The sequence below is a fragment of the Marivirga tractuosa genome (assembly GCF_042140215.1).
In the GTDB taxonomy this organism is placed as follows: domain Bacteria; phylum Bacteroidota; class Bacteroidia; order Cytophagales; family Cyclobacteriaceae; genus Marivirga; species Marivirga tractuosa_A.
In genome coordinates this window covers 1,370,550-1,388,409 of sequence record NZ_CP159478.1, presented here as the reverse complement: position 1 = coordinate 1,388,409, position 17,860 = coordinate 1,370,550, and the positions used below count along the sequence as shown (strand labels likewise).

Annotated in this window: 18 protein-coding genes, 4 tRNA genes and 1 pseudogene; 8 read left to right on the top strand and 15 right to left on the bottom strand. The window is 35.3% G+C overall.

What is annotated here, in order from left to right; genetic code table 11:
- Nucleotides 1-31: 31 nt before the first annotated feature.
- From rpoB to ABWH96_RS06280, 12 genes and pseudogenes are all read right to left on the bottom strand, one after another.
- On the bottom strand, nucleotides 32-3,904 hold the full coding sequence (gene rpoB, locus ABWH96_RS06335) for a DNA-directed RNA polymerase subunit beta (RefSeq protein WP_375580639.1): 3,873 nt from the start codon (nucleotides 3,902-3,904) through the stop codon (nucleotides 32-34).
- Nucleotides 3,905-4,076: 172 nt separating this feature from the next.
- Nucleotides 4,077-4,454 carry a 50S ribosomal protein L7/L12 gene (rplL, locus tag ABWH96_RS06330; RefSeq protein ID WP_013455143.1) on the bottom strand — a complete coding sequence of 126 codons (378 nt, stop codon included), beginning with the start codon at nucleotides 4,452-4,454 and terminating at the stop codon, nucleotides 4,077-4,079.
- Between the two features lie 47 nt (nucleotides 4,455-4,501).
- Complete coding sequence (gene rplJ, locus ABWH96_RS06325) at nucleotides 4,502-5,032, bottom strand: 50S ribosomal protein L10 (protein ID WP_375580638.1); 531 nt, start codon at nucleotides 5,030-5,032, stop codon at nucleotides 4,502-4,504.
- Between the two features lies 1 nt (nucleotide 5,033).
- The gene (rplA, locus tag ABWH96_RS06320) at nucleotides 5,034-5,732 is read right to left on the bottom strand and encodes a 50S ribosomal protein L1 (protein ID WP_375580637.1); all 699 of its coding nucleotides are present in this window, start codon (nucleotides 5,730-5,732) and stop codon (nucleotides 5,034-5,036) included.
- Nucleotides 5,733-5,744: 12 nt separating this feature from the next.
- Nucleotides 5,745-6,188, bottom strand: a complete 444-nt coding sequence (rplK, locus tag ABWH96_RS06315; protein WP_375580636.1) for a 50S ribosomal protein L11 — start codon at nucleotides 6,186-6,188, stop codon at nucleotides 5,745-5,747.
- A gap of 4 nt (nucleotides 6,189-6,192) precedes the next feature.
- Nucleotides 6,193-6,745 (bottom strand): annotated as a pseudogene (gene nusG, locus ABWH96_RS06310) (transcription termination/antitermination protein NusG).
- 20 nt (nucleotides 6,746-6,765) lie between these two features.
- Nucleotides 6,766-6,957 (bottom strand): preprotein translocase subunit SecE, encoded by a 192-nt coding sequence (secE, locus tag ABWH96_RS06305; RefSeq protein WP_013455138.1) that lies wholly within the window; start codon nucleotides 6,955-6,957, stop codon nucleotides 6,766-6,768.
- A gap of 21 nt (nucleotides 6,958-6,978) precedes the next feature.
- Nucleotides 6,979-7,051: transfer RNA gene (locus ABWH96_RS06300), tRNA-Trp, on the bottom strand.
- 115 nt (nucleotides 7,052-7,166) lie between these two features.
- Nucleotides 7,167-8,354: an elongation factor Tu gene (gene tuf / locus ABWH96_RS06295; protein ID WP_375580635.1), complete on the bottom strand. Its 1,188-nt coding sequence runs from the start codon at nucleotides 8,352-8,354 to the stop codon at nucleotides 7,167-7,169.
- A 60-nt stretch (nucleotides 8,355-8,414) separates the two neighbouring features.
- Nucleotides 8,415-8,486 (bottom strand) — tRNA-Thr (locus tag ABWH96_RS06290).
- A 98-nt stretch (nucleotides 8,487-8,584) separates the two neighbouring features.
- Nucleotides 8,585-8,657, bottom strand: a tRNA-Gly gene (locus ABWH96_RS06285).
- An 81-nt stretch (nucleotides 8,658-8,738) separates the two neighbouring features.
- Nucleotides 8,739-8,821, bottom strand: a tRNA-Tyr gene (locus tag ABWH96_RS06280).
- Nucleotides 8,822-9,162: 341 nt separating this feature from the next.
- Between ABWH96_RS06280 and ABWH96_RS06275 the strand changes: the two genes are divergently transcribed.
- The 4 genes from ABWH96_RS06275 (at nucleotide 9,163) to ABWH96_RS06260 (ending at nucleotide 11,883) form a co-directional block, all read left to right on the top strand.
- Nucleotides 9,163-9,663: an acetyl-CoA carboxylase biotin carboxyl carrier protein subunit gene (locus ABWH96_RS06275; RefSeq protein WP_375580634.1), complete on the top strand. Its 501-nt coding sequence runs from the start codon at nucleotides 9,163-9,165 to the stop codon at nucleotides 9,661-9,663.
- Between the two features lie 71 nt (nucleotides 9,664-9,734).
- Nucleotides 9,735-10,448, top strand: coding sequence for a UMP kinase (pyrH, locus tag ABWH96_RS06270; RefSeq protein WP_375580633.1), 714 nt, complete (start codon nucleotides 9,735-9,737; stop codon nucleotides 10,446-10,448).
- A 6-nt stretch (nucleotides 10,449-10,454) separates the two neighbouring features.
- Complete coding sequence (gene frr / locus ABWH96_RS06265; RefSeq protein ID WP_375580632.1) at nucleotides 10,455-11,015, top strand: ribosome recycling factor; 561 nt, start codon at nucleotides 10,455-10,457, stop codon at nucleotides 11,013-11,015.
- A 145-nt stretch (nucleotides 11,016-11,160) separates the two neighbouring features.
- Entirely contained in the window at nucleotides 11,161-11,883 is a 723-nt protein-coding gene (locus ABWH96_RS06260; protein WP_375580631.1) for an outer membrane beta-barrel protein, read from the top strand.
- Nucleotides 11,884-11,942: 59 nt separating this feature from the next.
- Here ABWH96_RS06260 and ABWH96_RS06255 read toward each other — a convergent pair whose 3' ends face one another.
- Nucleotides 11,943-13,073: an FAD-dependent monooxygenase gene (locus ABWH96_RS06255; protein WP_375580630.1), complete on the bottom strand. Its 1,131-nt coding sequence runs from the start codon at nucleotides 13,071-13,073 to the stop codon at nucleotides 11,943-11,945.
- 61 nt (nucleotides 13,074-13,134) lie between these two features.
- On the opposite strand from ABWH96_RS06255, the gene ABWH96_RS06250 reads away from it, so the two are divergent.
- Nucleotides 13,135-13,743, top strand: coding sequence for a TetR/AcrR family transcriptional regulator (locus ABWH96_RS06250; RefSeq protein ID WP_375580629.1), 609 nt, complete (start codon nucleotides 13,135-13,137; stop codon nucleotides 13,741-13,743).
- Nucleotides 13,744-13,745: 2 nt separating this feature from the next.
- Here the strand turns inward: ABWH96_RS06250 and ABWH96_RS06245 are convergent, their stop codons facing one another.
- Together ABWH96_RS06245 and ABWH96_RS06240 are read right to left on the bottom strand one after the other, a co-directional pair.
- Nucleotides 13,746-14,270: an NADPH-dependent FMN reductase gene (locus ABWH96_RS06245; RefSeq protein WP_375580628.1), complete on the bottom strand. Its 525-nt coding sequence runs from the start codon at nucleotides 14,268-14,270 to the stop codon at nucleotides 13,746-13,748.
- A 76-nt stretch (nucleotides 14,271-14,346) separates the two neighbouring features.
- Nucleotides 14,347-14,937, bottom strand: coding sequence for a YceI family protein (locus ABWH96_RS06240; RefSeq protein ID WP_375580627.1), 591 nt, complete (start codon nucleotides 14,935-14,937; stop codon nucleotides 14,347-14,349).
- Nucleotides 14,938-15,070: 133 nt separating this feature from the next.
- On the opposite strand from ABWH96_RS06240, the gene ABWH96_RS06235 reads away from it, so the two are divergent.
- From ABWH96_RS06235 to ABWH96_RS06225, 3 genes are all read left to right on the top strand, one after another.
- Nucleotides 15,071-15,892 carry a purine-nucleoside phosphorylase gene (locus ABWH96_RS06235; RefSeq protein WP_375580626.1) on the top strand — a complete coding sequence of 274 codons (822 nt, stop codon included), beginning with the start codon at nucleotides 15,071-15,073 and terminating at the stop codon, nucleotides 15,890-15,892.
- A 180-nt stretch (nucleotides 15,893-16,072) separates the two neighbouring features.
- On the top strand, nucleotides 16,073-17,278 hold the full coding sequence (locus tag ABWH96_RS06230; RefSeq protein WP_375580625.1) for a porin: 1,206 nt from the start codon (nucleotides 16,073-16,075) through the stop codon (nucleotides 17,276-17,278).
- Between the two features lie 57 nt (nucleotides 17,279-17,335).
- A complete protein-coding gene (locus ABWH96_RS06225; RefSeq protein WP_375580624.1) occupies nucleotides 17,336-17,860 on the top strand; it encodes a macro domain-containing protein in 525 nt (174 codons plus the stop codon).

Here is a 17,860-nt window from a genome sequence, read left to right as displayed (position 1 = left end):
GCCGGTTAAAGCCCCGATAAAACAATTGAAATTAGTCTAAAGTGATTTCTAATGCCAAACCTCTTAATTCGTGAACCAATACATTGAATGATTCAGGAATATTTGGTTTACCCATATTTTCACCTTTAACAATAGCTTCATAGGCTTTAGCTCTTCCAATCACATCATCCGATTTGATTGTAAGAATCTCTTGAAGAACATGGGAAGCACCAAAGGCCTCCAATGCCCAAACCTCCATCTCACCAAAACGCTGACCACCAAACTGAGCTTTACCACCCAATGGTTGTTGTGTAATTAATGAGTATGGTCCGATAGAACGAGCATGCATTTTGTCATCAATTAAGTGACCTAATTTCAGCATATAAATCACCCCAACGGTAACTTTCTGATCAAAAATATCACCAGTTAAACCGTCATAAAGATGAGTTCTACCAAATTCAGGTAATCCAGCTTCAGCTAATTCTGCAGAAACTTCATCAGAAGATGCACCATCAAAAATTGGAGTAGCATACTTTCTTCCTAATTTTAATCCTGCCCAGCCTAATACTGTTTCATAAATCTGACCAATATTCATCCTTGAAGGTACACCTAATGGATTCAATACGATATCTACTGGTGTTCCATCTTCTAGGAATGGCATATCTTCATCACGAACAATTTTGGCTACTACACCTTTGTTTCCGTGACGACCCGCCATTTTATCCCCTACTTTCAGTTTACGTTTTTTAGCAACATAAACTTTAGCAAGTTGAACGATTCCTGCTGGTAATTCATCTCCCACTTCAATAGTGAATCTTTCTCTCTTGAATTTACCTGCGATTTCGTTTCTTCTCTTGTTATAATTTCTAACTAAATCAACGATAAGCTTATTCGTGTTATCATCATTAGTCCAATTATCCAAAATCAAATCAGAAATCAAATTCACTTCTTCTGGAACATTGTAGTTACTTTCATCTCTGTAAATGTTTTTCTCAGGGAATAAGTTCTTTTCAATGTTGTTCTGAGTGAATTTAACACCTTTACTCATGATCTCGTCACCAAACTTATGCTTGATTCCTTGACAAGTTTTACCTTCAAGTAAAGTAGCTAATTTCTCGATTTTAAGATTTCTTAATTTCAATAATTGACGGCTATATTCTTTAGCTAAAACAACAACTTCTTTCTTAGCATCAGCTCTTCCGTCCTTATCTTTTTTGTGTCTAGCAAAAAGCTTGGTATCAATTACAACACCTCTTAAAGATGGAGAAGCTTTCATAGAAGCATCTTTAACATCACCCGCTTTATCACCAAAGATAGCTCTTAATAGTTTTTCTTCAGGAGTTGGATCAGTTTCACCTTTAGGAGTAATTTTACCAATTAGGATATCACCTTCTTTGATTTCAGTACCCGTTCTAATGATACCGTTTTCATCAAGGTTTTTAACTGCTTCTTCACTAACGTTTGGAATTTCAGAAGTTAATTCTTCCTCTCCACGCTTAGTATCTCTAACTTCTAGTTCAAATTCTTCAATATGAATAGAAGTAAATATATCTTCTCTAACAACTCTTTCAGAGATTACAATCGCATCCTCAAAGTTGTAACCTTGCCATGGCATAAATGCCACTTTCATGTTACGACCAATAGCTAATTCACCTTTCTCTGTTGCATAACCATCACAAAGGATTTGACCCTTTTTAACTCTATCATTCTTATAAACCAGTGGTCTAAGGTTGATAGTGGTGTTTTGGTTAGTTCTTCTGAATTTGATTAAGTCATATACTCTTTCGTCATCATCAAAAGAAACCAATTCCTCTTCATCATTCATGTCATACTTGATGACAATTTTTGTAGCATCAACAAAAGTTACAACTCCGTCTTTTTCCGCTACTATCATTGATCTAGAGTCTCTGGCAACTCTTCCTTCAAGACCAGTACCTACAATTGGTGCCTCTGGTCTTAACAAAGGAACAGCTTGACGCTGCATGTTTGATCCCATCAAAGCCCTGTTTGCATCATCATGCTCCAAGAAAGGAATCATAGAAGCTGCAACCGATACAATTTGGTTAGGTGCAATATCCATGTAAGAAAGCTCTTTTGGCTCTAATACTGGGAAGTCACCTTCAAATCTTGCTTTTACTCTATCGTTAAGATATTTACCAGAATCATCGATAGGTGCATTTGCCTGTGCAATGTTATGGTCATCTTCTTCCTCTGCAGTAAGGTATAATACATTACCACTCATATCCACTTTACCACCTTCAACTTTTCTGTATGGAGTTTCAATGAATCCCATACCGTTAACCTTGGCGTGTACACACAATGAAGAAATCAAACCAATGTTTGGTCCTTCTGGTGTTTCAATGGTACATAATCTACCATAGTGAGTGTAATGAACATCACGAACCTCAAAACCTGCACGCTCTCTGGAAAGACCACCTGGCCCTAAGGCTGACATTCTTCTTTTATGCGTTACCTCAGATAATGGATTCGTTTGATCCATGAACTGAGATAGCTGGTTGGTTCCGAAGAATGAATTAATCACTGAGGACAATGTTCTAGCATTGATCAAATCAACAGGCTTGAAGTCCTCATTATCTCTTACATTCATTCTTTCACGGATTGTTCTAGCCATTCTAGCTAAACCAACACCAAACTGAGCATATAACTGCTCCCCTACTGTTCTAACTCTTCTATTACTTAAGTGATCGATATCATCAACAATGGCTTTAGAGTTAATCAAACCGATAAGGTATTTCACGATGTGGATGATATCCACTTTAGTCAATACCTTAGTTTCAGCATCAATATCTAAACCTAATTTTTTATTGATTCTATATCTACCAACTTCACCTAAGTCATATCTTTTCTCTGAGAAGAAAAGATTTTGAATAATTTCTCTAGCTGTTGCTTCATCAGGAGCCTCTGTATTTCTTAATTGACGGTAAATTTGCTCTACCGCTTCTTTTTCTGAGTTAGAGTTATCCTTCTGAAGTGTATTATAAACAATGCTATAATCAGTGATATTCACATCAGTTCTGTGAAGAATGATGGATTTAACACCTGCATCTATAATTAAGTCTATATCTTCTTCTTCTATAACAGAATCTCTTTCTAAAAGAACTTCATTTCTGTCGATTGATACCACTTCACCAGTATCCTCATCCACGAAATCCTCAGTCCAAGTCTTAAGAACTCTAGCGGCTAGTTTTCTACCGATCACTTTTTTAAGGGCTGCTTTAGTACCGTCAACTTCCTCAGAAAGGTTGAAGAGATCCAAAATATCTTTATCAGAACCATAACCGATGGCACGTAACAAAGTAGTTACAGGGAATTTTTTCTTTCTGTCGATGTAAGCATACATGACATTATTCACATCGGTAGCAAATTCAATCCAAGAACCCTTGAAAGGAATAATTCTTGCAGAATATAATTTCGTTCCGTTAGTGTGCTTACTTTGGGCAAAGAAAACACCAGGAGATCTGTGTAACTGAGAAACAATTACACGCTCAGCTCCATTAATAATAAATGAGCCTTTTTCGGTCATGTAAGGGATATTCCCTAAGAATACCTCTTGCTCAATGGTTTCAAAGTCTTCATTGTCCTCATCATTGCAAATCAAACGTAGTTTTGCTTTTAAAGGAACAGAATAAGTTAACCCCCTATCAATACATCCATCAATATCATATTTTGGTGGATCTACAAGATAATCAACAAATTCCAGTACGAAATTCTCTCTGGAATCGGAGATCGGGAAGTTTTCTTGAAATACTTTAAAAATTCCTTCTTCAGCTCGTTTTTCAGCGGGAGTTTCCAATTGGAAGAAATCCTGGAAAGATTGGAGTTGAACATCAAGGAAATCAGGGTAATCAATTACTGTTTTAATTGACGAGAAATTGATTCTTTCAGATTGATTTATATTAGCCAAGGCTCTGAATATTTAAAGTTTTTGTAATTCTTAAAAGTGCTAAAAAGCACTATCCTGCTTCATAAATTAGTACAAACAGGAAAAGACCTGACCACGAAAACGAAAAATCGTTCTCGGGGACCAGGCCTAATTTCTTGGGCAGAAATCAGTTAACCCTTTCAGGATCAACTTATTACTTTAATTCAACTTCTGCTCCAGCTTCTTCAAGTTGCTTTTTAAGCGCCTCTGCTTCGTCTTTAGCTACTCCTTCTTTTACTGCTTTAGGAGCACCGTCAACTAATTCTTTTGCTTCTTTCAAGCCTAAACCTGTCAATTCTTTAACAGCTTTAACAACTTGTAATTTAGCAGCACCTGCAGAAGTTAAAACAACATCAAAAGATGTTTTTTCTTCCGCTGCGTCTCCTCCGCCAGCACCACCAGCTGCCATTACAGGCGCTGCTGCTGCAGCAGGTTCGATACCGTGTGTTTCTTTTAGGTAATCAGCAAGTTCATTAACTTCTTTTACTGTTAATTCTACTAATTGATCTCCAATTGCTTTGATATCAGCCATGATTGTGTTATTTAAATTTTAATGATTTTGTTCTAGTAATTTGTTAATTATTGTGCTCTTTCTTCAAGCGCTTTTACTAATCCTGAAACAGTATGTCCTCCACTTTGTAAAGCAGAAATAACATTCTTAGCAGGTGATTGTAATAGACCAACAATATCGCCAAGCATATCTTTCTTAGATTTAAGCTCGCTTAATGGCGTTAAGTGTTCTGCACCTACATAAATATCTGTATCTATAGCAGCAGCTTTGAATAAAGGCTTTTCTATACTATTTTTCTTATGAAATTCTTTAATAACCTTAGCAGGTGCATTACCTACTTCTGGAGAAAATAGAATTCCTGAGAAACCTTTCAATGCTCCAAAAATCTCAGAGTAATCTCCTTCTTGTTTCTCTAATGCCTTTTGTATTAAAGAGTTCTTCACTACTTTATACTCAAGCCCTTTTTCGTAACATAGTTGACGAAAAGTATTGGTTTGAGAAACAGTCATTCCTGAACCATCAGCCAGATAAAAATGCGGGTATTCCGCAAATTTTTCTGTAAGTTCCTCTATAAGTTGTCCTTTTTCTTTTCTATTCATATTAAATTCCAGCTATAGAGTTTTTATCAATTGAGATTCCCTTGCTCATCGTAGATGACATGGTCATACTCATGAAATAAGTACCTTTAGAAGAAGCTGGTTTCAGCTTCGCTAAAGTTTGAATTAATTCATTAGCATTCTCAGCAATTTTCTCTTTCGAGAAGGAAGCTTTGCCAATACTAGCGTGAATAATTCCGAATTTGTCCACTTTAAAATCAATTTTACCTGATTTTACTTCTTGAACCGCTTTCCCAACATCAAGCGTAACAGTTCCTGATTTTGGGTTTGGCATAAGACCTCTTGGCCCTAGCACTTTACCTAACCTACCAACTTTTGCCATAACAGTTGGCATGGTTACGATAATATCAATATCTGTCCAACCACCTTCAATTTTCTTGATGTAGTCATCTAGTCCAACATAGTCCGCACCAGCATCTTTCGCTTCCTGCTCTTTGTCAGGAGTAACCAATGCTAGAACTTTGATATCCTTACCAGTTCCGTGTGGAAGAGCCACTACGCCTCTTACCATTTGGTCTGCTTTACGAGGATCAACTCCTAATCTAATATCTAGGTCGACTGAAGCATCAAACTTGGTAGTTGTAATTTCCTTAACTAGAGAAGAAGCTTCATCTAAAGCATAAGCCTTAGAAGGATCAATTTTCTCAGCTGCAATTTTTTGATTTTTAGTAAGCTTTGCCATTTTACCTATTTTTTAAGATTTCCAAGGAGCAGTTCCTGTAACTTTAATACCCATACTTCTTGCAGTACCTGCAACTTGACGCATGGCTGATTCAATTTTAAATGCATTTAAATCAGTCATTTTGGTTTCAGCGATTTCTTTCACTTGATCCCAAGTTACAGTACCAACCTTAACACGGTTTGGCTCAGCAGAACCTTTTTTCTTTTTTGAAGCATCTAATAAAAGTACCGGAGCTGGTGGAGTTTTAATTACAAAATCAAAAGATTTGTCTTTGTAAATTGTAATCACCACTGGTAATACTTGCCCAGCTTTCTCTTGAGTTCTTCCATTAAATTGCTTACAGAACTCCATTATGTTAAGTCCTTTACTACCTAATGCAGGACCAACGGGAGGTGACGGGTTTGCTGCCCCTCCTTTAATCTGTAATTTCAGATATCCACTTATTTCCTTAGCCATCTTGCTATTCTGTTTTTTCTACTTGCATGTAATTCAATTCCACAGGAGTATTTCGTCCAAAGATTTTCACCATAACATTTAGCTTCTTTCTTTCTTCGAATACTTCTTCTACAGATCCGGTAAACCCACTGAATGGTTAGATCCATCACTTTCACTGATTCCCCTATTATATAAGGAGTGCTCAGCTTTTCATCCATTTCTTCAGTTTCATCAACCTTTCCGAGTATGCGATTCACTTCATTTTGTCTTAAAGGAACCGGCTCTTTTTCATCACCTTGTCCGCCTAGAAATCCAATTACTCCTGGAATACTAGTGATGACGTGATGCGCTTCTCCATGAGATATATCAGCTGATACGAAAACATATCCTGGGAAGAAATTCTTTTCCCTGACACGCTTCTTACCATTCCTCATCTCATATACCTTTTCAGTTGGTATAAGAATTTGAGGAATAAAATCTTCTATTTTTTGACGAGCAATCTCGTTTTCAAGATAAGTTTTAATCTTCTTCTCCTGACCACTAATTACTCTTAAAACGTACCATTTAAATTCTGACATTATCTCAATTTTCTTAAATGCTAAAAGGCATTATAAAACCACTCCATCGCATTATCGAATGCCAAATCAATAACACCAATTAAAAGGGCAAAAATTAAAGCTCCGACCAACACCAAAATAGAACTATTTTGAAGTTTGCTATATGGTGGCCATGTTACTTTATATCGCATTTCTGACCACGATTCTTTTAAGAATAAACTTAATTTCTGCATCTTATTAATGTGTTAAAATTGCACGGGTGGAGGGACTCGAACCCCCAGCCAATGGTTTTGGAGACCACTACTCTACCAATTGAGCTACACCCGTATTCACCAATGCAACTCAAAATGGTCTGCAAAGGTAGATAAAAGTTTTATAAGAAACAAATGCGCTCCCAAATTTTCGAGAGCGCATTGTTTAATTTATTACTATATCTTAAGTATTAGTCTAAGATTTCAGTTACCTGTCCAGCACCTACAGTTCTACCACCTTCACGGATAGCGAAACGTAAACCTTTTTCACAAGCAACTTTGTTGATCAAGTTAACTTCGATAGTAACGTTATCACCTGGCATAACCATTTCTACGTTTTCTGGAAGTTTGATCTCACCAGTAACGTCAGTTGTTCTTAAATAGAACTGTGGACGATACTTGTTAAAGAATGGAGTGTGACGTCCACCTTCATCTTTAGAAAGAACGTAAACCTCAGCTTTGAAGTGAGCATGTGGAGTTACAGAACCTGGCTTACAGATAATCATACCTCTTTTGATCTGAGCTTTTTCAATACCTCTTAACAAAAGACCAACGTTATCACCAGCTTCACCTCTATCTAATATTTTACGGAACATTTCAACACCAGTCACAGTAGACTTTAAGTTTTCAGCTCCCATACCGATCAAGTCAACAGGGTCACCAGAGTTAATTACACCTCTTTCGATTCTACCTGTTGCAACAGTACCACGACCAGTAATAGAGAATACATCCTCAACTGGCATTAAGAAATCTTTATCAGTTAAACGCTCTGGTAATGGAATATAATCATCAACAGCTTGCATTAACTCATCAATTTTCTCAACCCATTTAGCATCACCTTCTAAAGCACCCAAAGCAGAACCTTGAACTACTGGAAGATCATCACCAGGGAAGTCATAGAAAGAAAGTAATTCTCTTACTTCCATTTCAACTAACTCTAATAATTCCTCATCGTCAACTAAATCTACTTTGTTTAAGAAAGCAACAACAGCAGGAACACCTACCTGACGAGCTAAAAGGATGTGCTCACGAGTTTGTGGCATTGGTTCATCAGTAGCCGCAACCACTAAGATAGCACCATCCATTTGAGCAGCACCAGTAACCATGTTTTTCACGTAATCCGCGTGACCTGGACAGTCAACGTGTGCATAGTGACGGTTAGCAGTAGCATACTCTACGTGAGAAGAGTTAATTGTAATACCCCTTTCTTTTTCTTCAGGAGCATTATCAATAGATGAGAAGTCTCTCATCTCTGCAAATCCTTTATCAGACAATACTTTACAGATTGCAGCAGTTAATGTAGTTTTACCATGATCCACGTGACCGATAGTTCCGATATTCACGTGTGGTTTCGAACGGTCAAAGGTTTCTTTAGCCATATTTGAAAAATCCTCAGTTTAGTTAAAATTTATAATATATTTATTCAATAACACTGATTGAGCCAACGAGGGGATTTGAACCCCCGACCTCTTCCTTACCAAGGAAGCACTCTACCCCTGAGCTACATCGGCTTGAAATCATTCAGTGCCTTTTACAGGCACATCCTAACAAAGGCAGTGACGTTTCCGTTCTGCCTTAAATTTTCACCGAAATGCCTATTGTATTATAGAGCGAGAGACGAGGTTCGAACTCGCGACCTGCAGCTTGGAAGGCTGCCGCTCTACCAACTGAGCTACTCTCGCTTTTTAATGATGAAACAAAACTTAAAACAAGCATTGCTTCTATCAAAATGTAATCCTTCACTAAAGCCTCGGATTACAAAGTGGGGGAAACAGGATTCGAACCTGTGAAGTCGAAAGACAACGGATTTACAGTCCGTCCCAGTTGGCCGCTTTGGTATTCCCCCATTGGTTTCAATAAGCATTTCCTAAATCCCTTTCGTTTTAGGAAGTGCAAAATTATATGGATTTTATATTTTATCAAACTTTACTGACAAAAAAGATTACTTTTTTTCAAAGTTAATTTCAAAGTGATTGCTAACTATTGGAAATCAGTTCTTTATGAAAAAATAGAATTTTGATCTTAGTTTGAAAAAATAGATGGATTCTATGTATTGCCTAATCCTGATCTGTTTTTGAGTTAAAACTTCGCTGCAAAGGTGAAAAAAAATCTACTCCATCACACTAATTTTAAAATGAAATGTGTAAAATTTAATATGTGTTCCTATCTTCGTGTTAAATTTTAATTATGTACGAAATAAAATTCAGTCAATCCGAAAAAGAATATAGACTGTCCACTAAAGACGGGAATATTTTCATAGACGACAAACAAGTTGATTGGGACATAAGTAAAACCGATCAACAATCCTTCCACATTATCCATAATAATCAAACTTTTAATGCTCATTTAGTAGAAATAGACTACGAAAGCAAAATCTTCAAACTACAATTGAATGGTAAGATCATTGAATTGGAATTGAAAGACAAGATGGATTTACTTTTAGAGGAAATGGGGATCACTGATTTGGATCAAAACCAGATGAATGATGTGAAAGCTCCTATGCCAGGGTTAATCATTGATATTATGGTTTCACCTGGAGACGAGGTTAAAAAAGGAGACCCTCTATTAATATTGGAGGCTATGAAGATGGAAAATGTGATAAAGGCAGCTGGTGATGGCACCATTGCTGAAATTAAAGCTAATAAAGGTGATAGCGTAGAGAAAAATCAATTGATCATTCAATTCTAATCACTTATTAATAGAATTGATTTTTTAAATATATAAATTAGACTTTTAAAGAGACAGCAACAAATTAACTTATGAAATTCAAACGCATTCTATTGAAATTAAGTGGTGAGGCTCTGATGGGAGATGAAGGCTACGGTATTGATCCCAAAAGGCTAGCTCAATATGCAAAAGAAATTAAAAGAATACACGATCAAGGTATTGAAGTAGCTATCGTAATAGGTGGAGGAAATATTTTTAGAGGAATACAAGCTGAAGCTGCTGGTATTGATAGAGTGCAAGGTGATTATATGGGAATGCTTGCCACCGTTATCAATGGCATGGCTGTTCAAGGTGTTTTGGAAAATCACGGCATGTTCACTCGATTGATGTCTGGTATTAATATGGAGCAGGTTTGCGAGCCTTTCATTAGAAGAAGAGCAATCCGACACCTTGAAAAAGGTAGAGTTGTGATTTTTGGAGCTGGAATTGGAAATCCTTATTTCACTACTGATTCTACTGCAAGTTTAAGAGCTATTGAAATAGAGGCGGATGTTGTTTTAAAGGGAACAAGAGTGGATGGTGTTTACACATCTGACCCAGAGAAAAATGCAGATGCCACAAGATATTCTAATATTACTTTTCAGGAAGTATATGAAAAAGGCTTAAACGTGATGGATATGACTGCCTTTACGCTTTGTCAAGAAAACAATTTGCCTATTATTGTATTTGATATGAATAAAGCGGGCAACTTATACGACCTGATAAATGGAGAAAATGTTGGTACATTGATAAATTCTGAAAAATAAAAAGCAATGGAAGAAATAGATTTAGTATTGGATGAAGCAAAAGAGCTAATGGAAAAAGCCATTCAGCACACAAAAAGTAATTTGCAGAAAATTAGAGCAGGCAAAGCTTCCCCTGCAATGCTTGATGGCTTAATGGTAGATTATTATGGTAATGACACTCCTATCAACCAAGTTGCTTCTCTCAGTACGCCAGATGCACGATCTATCATTATTAAGCCATGGGAAAAAAACATCATCGGTGAAATAGAAAGAGCTATAATCAATAGTGATTTAGGATTCACTCCTCAAAATGATGGTGAAATTGTTAGAATAAATATTCCACCATTGACGGAGGAAAGAAGAATTGCTTTAACGAAACAAGCCAAAAATGAAGCTGAGGATGGCAAAATTTCTATTCGAAATGCAAGAAAAGATGCTAATGACCAATTAAAGCAATTACAAAAGGAAGGGATTTCTGAGGATGATGTTAAAAGAGGAGAAGATAAAGTACAATCCTTAACTAATGATTTCTCTAAAAAAATTGATGACATTCTAGAGCATAAAGAGAAAGAGATTATGACGGTTTAACTCTGCTCCAAAAATTTAAATTATCCAAGCTACTTTCTTAATTGAGAGTAGCTTTTTTTATTGAATTTAAAAAATAATAGAGTTTAAGTTTCTACAGACATAGGTAAATAACTACTTTTGCGACCCAAAAATTAAATAACTTAAAATGAGAAAACAATTACAAATTTTGATTTTGTTTTTAGCGATTTCTAATGTCGCTATTGCACAAGATGATTTTACAAGTCAATCAACCACCGAAGAGGGTAGAATATCACGAGTAGGCTTACAAGTTGGAATGAATTCTGCAAGTATGGTATTCACAAAAGTAAGTGATCCAAACATCTACCCAGATTTACAATTCCTACCACGTCTAAATGCAGGGATTTACTCTGAAACTGGTACAACAGAAAATTTCGTATTTCATATTGGACTATTTTATTCAGGATCTGGTTATAAAACTGAAAGTGAAACCGTTACATTAGATTATGTTCAAGTTCCCTTAGTTTTCAATTTTAGAACTGACCTATTTAATGATGCATATTTACAAATAGGTGGTGGATTTTATGGTGCTTATGCATTCTCAGGGAAAAGCACTACCGATTCACAAATAAACAGGGATATAATTAGCACAAGAGAAGCTGATGATGCTGATGATGTTAATGATTTTTATGTTTTAGATCTGGGATTATTATTAAAAGCTGATTTTGAATATAATATCAACGATAAAAGAATTGTTAAAATTGGTGCTAGTTACAACTTTGGCGTTTTAAACACCTCAAATGAGGTTACTGAAAATATGGGTGGCGGAAATTTCGTAACTTATGATTTAGGAGCTAAAACTAGAACACTAGGTATTAATTTGACTTATTTGATCAATTTAGCTGATTAAAGATTTATGAGGTAGAATCAGAGAGTTTATTGAATTAACTCTCTGATTTTTTTCCCTTATTAGTCTCCAATTGTATAAAGTTTTTCTAGCTGCTTATTAATTACAGCTTGAGGAGTCACCCTCATCACTGCTTTCATCATTACCCTGCCAAAGGGGTTATGCGCCATTTTTCCAAAGCGCCAAGAATTATTCACCACATAATCTACTTTCTCTCTTCTGATTTTTTCAAAATTCTCAAAAAGATTCTCTGAGGCTTGGTTTTGAGAAAATAATTTAGCCATTACATAAGCATCTTCTATTCCCTGCCCTGCTCCTTGTCCCATATTAGGAGTTGTAGCATGTGCTGCATCACCTATCAAACCTATATTTTGATGATGCCATTTAACCAATCTTTTCAAATCCAATAAATCTCCTCTAATGATTTTCTGTTCGTCTGTTGCATTGATGATTTGGTTAACAATCGGATGAAACTTTTTAAACTTCTCAATCAATTGGCCCTTAATTTTTGATTTATCATCTTTTTGAAAAGGCTTAGCTTTGGCAACGGCAAACCAGTAAACCAGATCATCAGAAACCTGAGAAAAACCAAACCTTACATTATAGCCCCAAGCCTCTCTACCCAAATTTTGAAGTTCTTTTGGCAACCTTATCTTTGCAATTCCTCTCCAGCAAGTTTGACCTGAATGTCTTAAAGCAGACTTCGGAAATAGCTGCTTGCGTAGTTTGGAGTTTATTCCATCGGCACCCAAAACATAATCTACCACTACTGAAGTATGGTCAAATTCCAATTCTATTTTAGAAGTGTTTTGAGAAAAGGATTTGAATTCATGCCCTAATTTTACACTGTCATCAGGAAGAGCCTCGAATAATATTTGCTGTAATTTTGCTCTGTGAATGGATAATATTTGATTTCCTTCACTATCCTGAACAACTGCATTCCTTTTTTGGAATGAGTTCAGCTGGGAATCCGTAATATCAACCCTATCTAACTTTACAGCATTATTCATTATTTTTTCCTTTAAGCCTAATTGGTTCAAAACCTTTATAGCATTTGGTTGAAGCCATATTCCAGCTCCAACTTCATTCAGTTGGTCTGCGCGTTCATAAACAATGGATGAAATCCCCTCATTTTTTAAAGCCAAAGCAGTAGTAAGACCAGCTATACCTCCTCCAATTATTGCTATCTCCATACTTATTCATAATTTTAGGTCAAATATACTAAAATATAATTATTAGGTCAAGTTTACTAAAATGAAAAACACTAAAGAGAAAATACTTCAAGCATCTCTCCTATTATTCAATGAAAAAGGTATGGTGAATGTCAGTTTGAGGCAGATTGCCCAAGAATTAAACATTAGCCAAGGAAATTTGAATTACCACTTTAAGTTGAAAGAAGATATTGTGGAAGCTTTGTATTTTCAGTTAGTAGAAGAAATGGATAATCAGATGAAATCCATGGGGAATGATAATCAATTAGAGTCATTATATAAATCCTCAATAAAGACAATGGAAAAAATGTATGATTATAAATTCATCTTAATCGATTTTATCCATTTAATGAATGAAAACAGTAAAATTAAATCTCACTATGCAACTTTAATGAAGATTAGGAATGAGCAATTTCAAAAAATGTTTCAGTCGCTTATAGAAGCCAATATTTTGAGACCGGCAGAATTAGAGCAAGAATATGATAGGCTTTATCAAAGGATGAATATTATAGGAGACAGCTGGATAAATATTTATGCCACTTTTGATAAAAACAATTCTGTTGAATACTATGGCGATTTGCTTTTTGAAATGATCTACCCCTATTTAACAGATAAAGGGAAAAGAGCTTATCAGAATATCTTAAAAAGTTAAATCTAAAAATCTAATAACTTTTTTACTTGTTCTTCAAGTAATTGGCTATAAAGTTTATCAGTTACTTCCTCTCCATCGAAATTCTTTTCAATTCTCGCAAGTTTAGGTTTTAATGCTAAAACATTCATGCCTAAATAATTGAAAATATCGGTCATATGACTCAAGGCTAGCCCTGCACCCTGCATTCCGGAAGAAATACCTACTAGCGCACATTTTTTGTTTTGAAAACTATTGGGGTATTCCATACCGTCAATAAACGCTTTTAAGACTCCCGGAAATGAGCCATTATATTCAGGGATAATGAATACATATTTCTCTGAAGAACGTAATTGTTCTAAAAATTTATTGAATTCAGGGTTTTTTCCATTATTGTCATAAAGTGCTGTATACACAAAATCATTAGGTAAATCCGCTAAATCAATGATATTGGATTCAACCTGATGTTGCGTTAACAAACTTTGGTAAAGGTGTGCTACTTTAGCTGAAACGGAATTCTGACGGTTAGTACCTGAAATAATGGTGATCATTCTACTATAGTGTGTTAAAAAAACAAAAATAGGGACAAAAAGTCCCTATTCAATAATTAATTCGATGAGTTTTAAATTATAAAGACGATAAGTTTACAGTTAACTCAAAATCATCATATATCATTTTATCTCCTAATCCATCGAAGAATGAACCAGAACCATACTTAACTTGCCATTTAGTTCTATCTAAAGCGAAAGAAGCTTTTGCATTAGCTTTTCCATCTTTAATAGTTACGTTAGCAGGGAAAGTAATTTTATTTGTAATTCCTTTAATAGTTAAATCACCAGCTACGAAATGAGTAGCATCAGTTGCTTCACTTTTGTCGATGGAAGTAATAGTGAATTTTGCAGTAGGATATTTTTCAACACTGAAGAAATCATCAGATCTTAAATGCCCCATCAATTTTCCTTTATACTCTCCTTCTAAATCCAATACATCAATGGTAGTCATGTCAATTACGAAAGATCCACCCGTTACTTGGCCATCTTCCATCTCTAAAGCACCTTCTTTAATATTTACAGTACCATTGTGTTGTCCTGTTACTTTCTTTCCTACCCATGCTATTTGGCTTGAGTTAGTGTCTACTTTTACTTCTTTTTGTAAAACTGTAAAAGCTGCAGTCATTATTAATGCTGCGATTCCGATTGATAAAATTTTTGTTTTCATTTCTATTTTTTATTGTTATGACATTAAATGTAGGTACATATACTTTAAATTCCTCAAAAGGTTTAAATAATTTTAAAAATATTTTGAAGATATACAGACTTGAATCAAATTGTGGCCAAATTGTTTGAAAAACATGGATACCATAAAAGAAATAAGAGAAGCAACCGAATTCATCAAAAGCAAAGTAGATACAAAGCCTGAAGTAGGGATAATATTAGGTACTGGTCTAGGAGCTTTAGTTGAGGATATAAAAATTGAACATACCTTATCCTATAATGACATTCCAAATTTCCCAATCTCAACAGTAGAGTCTCACAACGGGAAATTGATTTTTGGAGAGCTAAGTGGCAAGAAAGTGGTGGCTATGCAAGGTAGGTTTCACTATTACGAAGGTTACACCATGGAACAAGTTGTAATGCCAGTAAGAGTAATGCATCTTTTAGGAATACAATATCTATTTATTTCTAACGCAGCGGGTGGATTAAATAAGGAATTAGAATTAAGTGATATAATGATTATTACAGATCACATCAACCTATTCCCAGAAAATCCTCTTAGAGGGAATAATTTGGATGAATTTGGTGGACGATTCCCTGATATGTATGATGCATATGAACCTAAACTCATAAAATTGGCAAAAGAAATTGCCAAAGAAGAAGGAATTAACATCAAGGAAGGTGTATATGCAGGTGTACAAGGCCCTAATTTGGAAACGCCTGCAGAATACAAATATTTGGATATAATTGGTGCAGATGCTGTTGGGATGAGTACTATTCCTGAAAATATTGCAGCCCGACATATTCAAATTCCAGTATTTGCAGTTTCAGTTATAACTGATTTGTGCTATCCCGAAAAATTAAAACCTGCCGCAATTCCTGAAATAATTGGCGCTGCCATAAATGCAGAACCTAAAATGACAAAGGTTTTTAAGAAACTATTAGAGAAATTGAATTAAATTTTAATTGCTATGTTAAGTTAATGTTAACTTAATATAGCTTTAATTAATAATGAAGTGCAATTTTTGAATTAAATAAAAGCCGTTTCATGTTGATTAATGATATTGTTAATTATTTATTAACACAATAAATGATATGATAATATTAGACAGGTTTACTTTTGCAAAAACTTTTAAGAAATGCAGAAAACAAGCCTGACTTTTTTACTCCTATTTTTCTTAGCTTTTAGTGCAACAAGCCAAATACAAAAGCTTCCTTATGATATTAATGGAAATACTTGGTTCGAGAATATTAAAATAGGTGGATACGTACAATCCAGATACAATAGATTGCTTGAGACCAATCCTGATTTAGATTGCAATCAATGTGATAAAAGCTGGGGCGCAGGAAATGGCATTTCCTTGAGACGAGTTCGTTTAAAGTTTTCAGGTAATGTAGGTAAATATGTATATTTCTATATTCAGCCCGATTTTGCCAGTTCAGGAAGTGGAACAGGCCAACATTTTGGGCAACTAAGAGATGCATATTTTGATGTTAGCTTAGATCAGAAAAGAGAGTTTCGATTTCGGTTTGGACAGAGTAAAATTCCATATGGATTCGAAAACATGCAATCCAGCCAAAACCGATTACCGCTTGATAGAAATGATGGGATGAATAGTTCAATCAAAAATGAGCGGGAATTAAGTCTTTTATTTTATTGGGCACCTGAGGAGACTAGAAAATTATTCAGAGAATTAGTTGCTGAAGGTTTAAAAGGTTCTGGAGATTATGGAGTGGTTGGATTTGGTGTATTTAATGGTCAAACTGGTAATGCTCCCGAATTAAATGATGACCTCCATGTTGTAGGGAGAATTAGTTACCCAATGAAATTTGGAAATCAAATAATAGAACCTGGTGTTCAGGCTTATACAGGCCAGTATCAAATGCCACTTGGTAATTTAAGTGATGGTGTAAACGTAAAAGAAGGTCTAAACTATTTAGATCAGAGAGCTGCTGCTTCTTTTATACTATACCCGCAACCATTTGGAATTCAAGCGGAATATAATTGGGGAACAGGACCAGAATTCAATAAACAAACCAATACCATTGAACAAACTTCTTTAGAAGGGGGATATGCTACACTTACTTATAAGTTTACAAAATTCAAACAATTATTTTATCCCTTCATGCGATACCATTATTATGATGGTGGTAAGAAGTTCGAGCGTGATGCCAGAAGTTATAATGTAAATGAATTAGAAATTGGAATGGAATGGAGACCTGTCAGGGCATTTGAATTAGTTGCCCATTATACCATTTCTTCTAGAAGATATGAAGACTTTATGAATCAAGATAATTTACAAACAGGAAGATTATTGAGATTACAAGCCCAGGTTAATTTCTAAAACCCTAGACAACATATTTGCCTATTGTTCGATATACCTATAAAGAGGAATAGGAATATGAGCAATAGTAATGTGAAACTGGAAGCTGTAAAAGGCGATATTACAAAGCAAGAAAATATTTCAGCAATTGTTAATGCCGCAAATGCAGAATTACAAATCGGAAGTGGTGTCGCAGGTGCAATTCATACTGCCGCAGGAAAAGGCTTAGCCGAAGAATGTAGAGCATTAGCCCCAATCAAAACGGGCGAAGCTGTAATTACTGGTGCATATGAACTACCCAATCAACATATTATACACGTATTAGGCCCTATTTATGGATTTAACAAGCCTGAAGTAAAATTACTGAGCAATTGTTATGAAAATGCTTTAACATTAGCCGAAAACCATAATATTGAATCTATTGCTTTTCCTGCAATTTCGACAGGAGCATTTGGCTATCCGTTTGAAGATGCTACTGAAATTGTTTTATCCACAGTTCAAGATTTCATTAAAAAAGCTCACTCCATCAAAAAGATTCGCTTTGTTCTCTTTTCAAATAAAGATTATGAGTACTATGAGAATAAGTTAAGGGGAATTAAATAA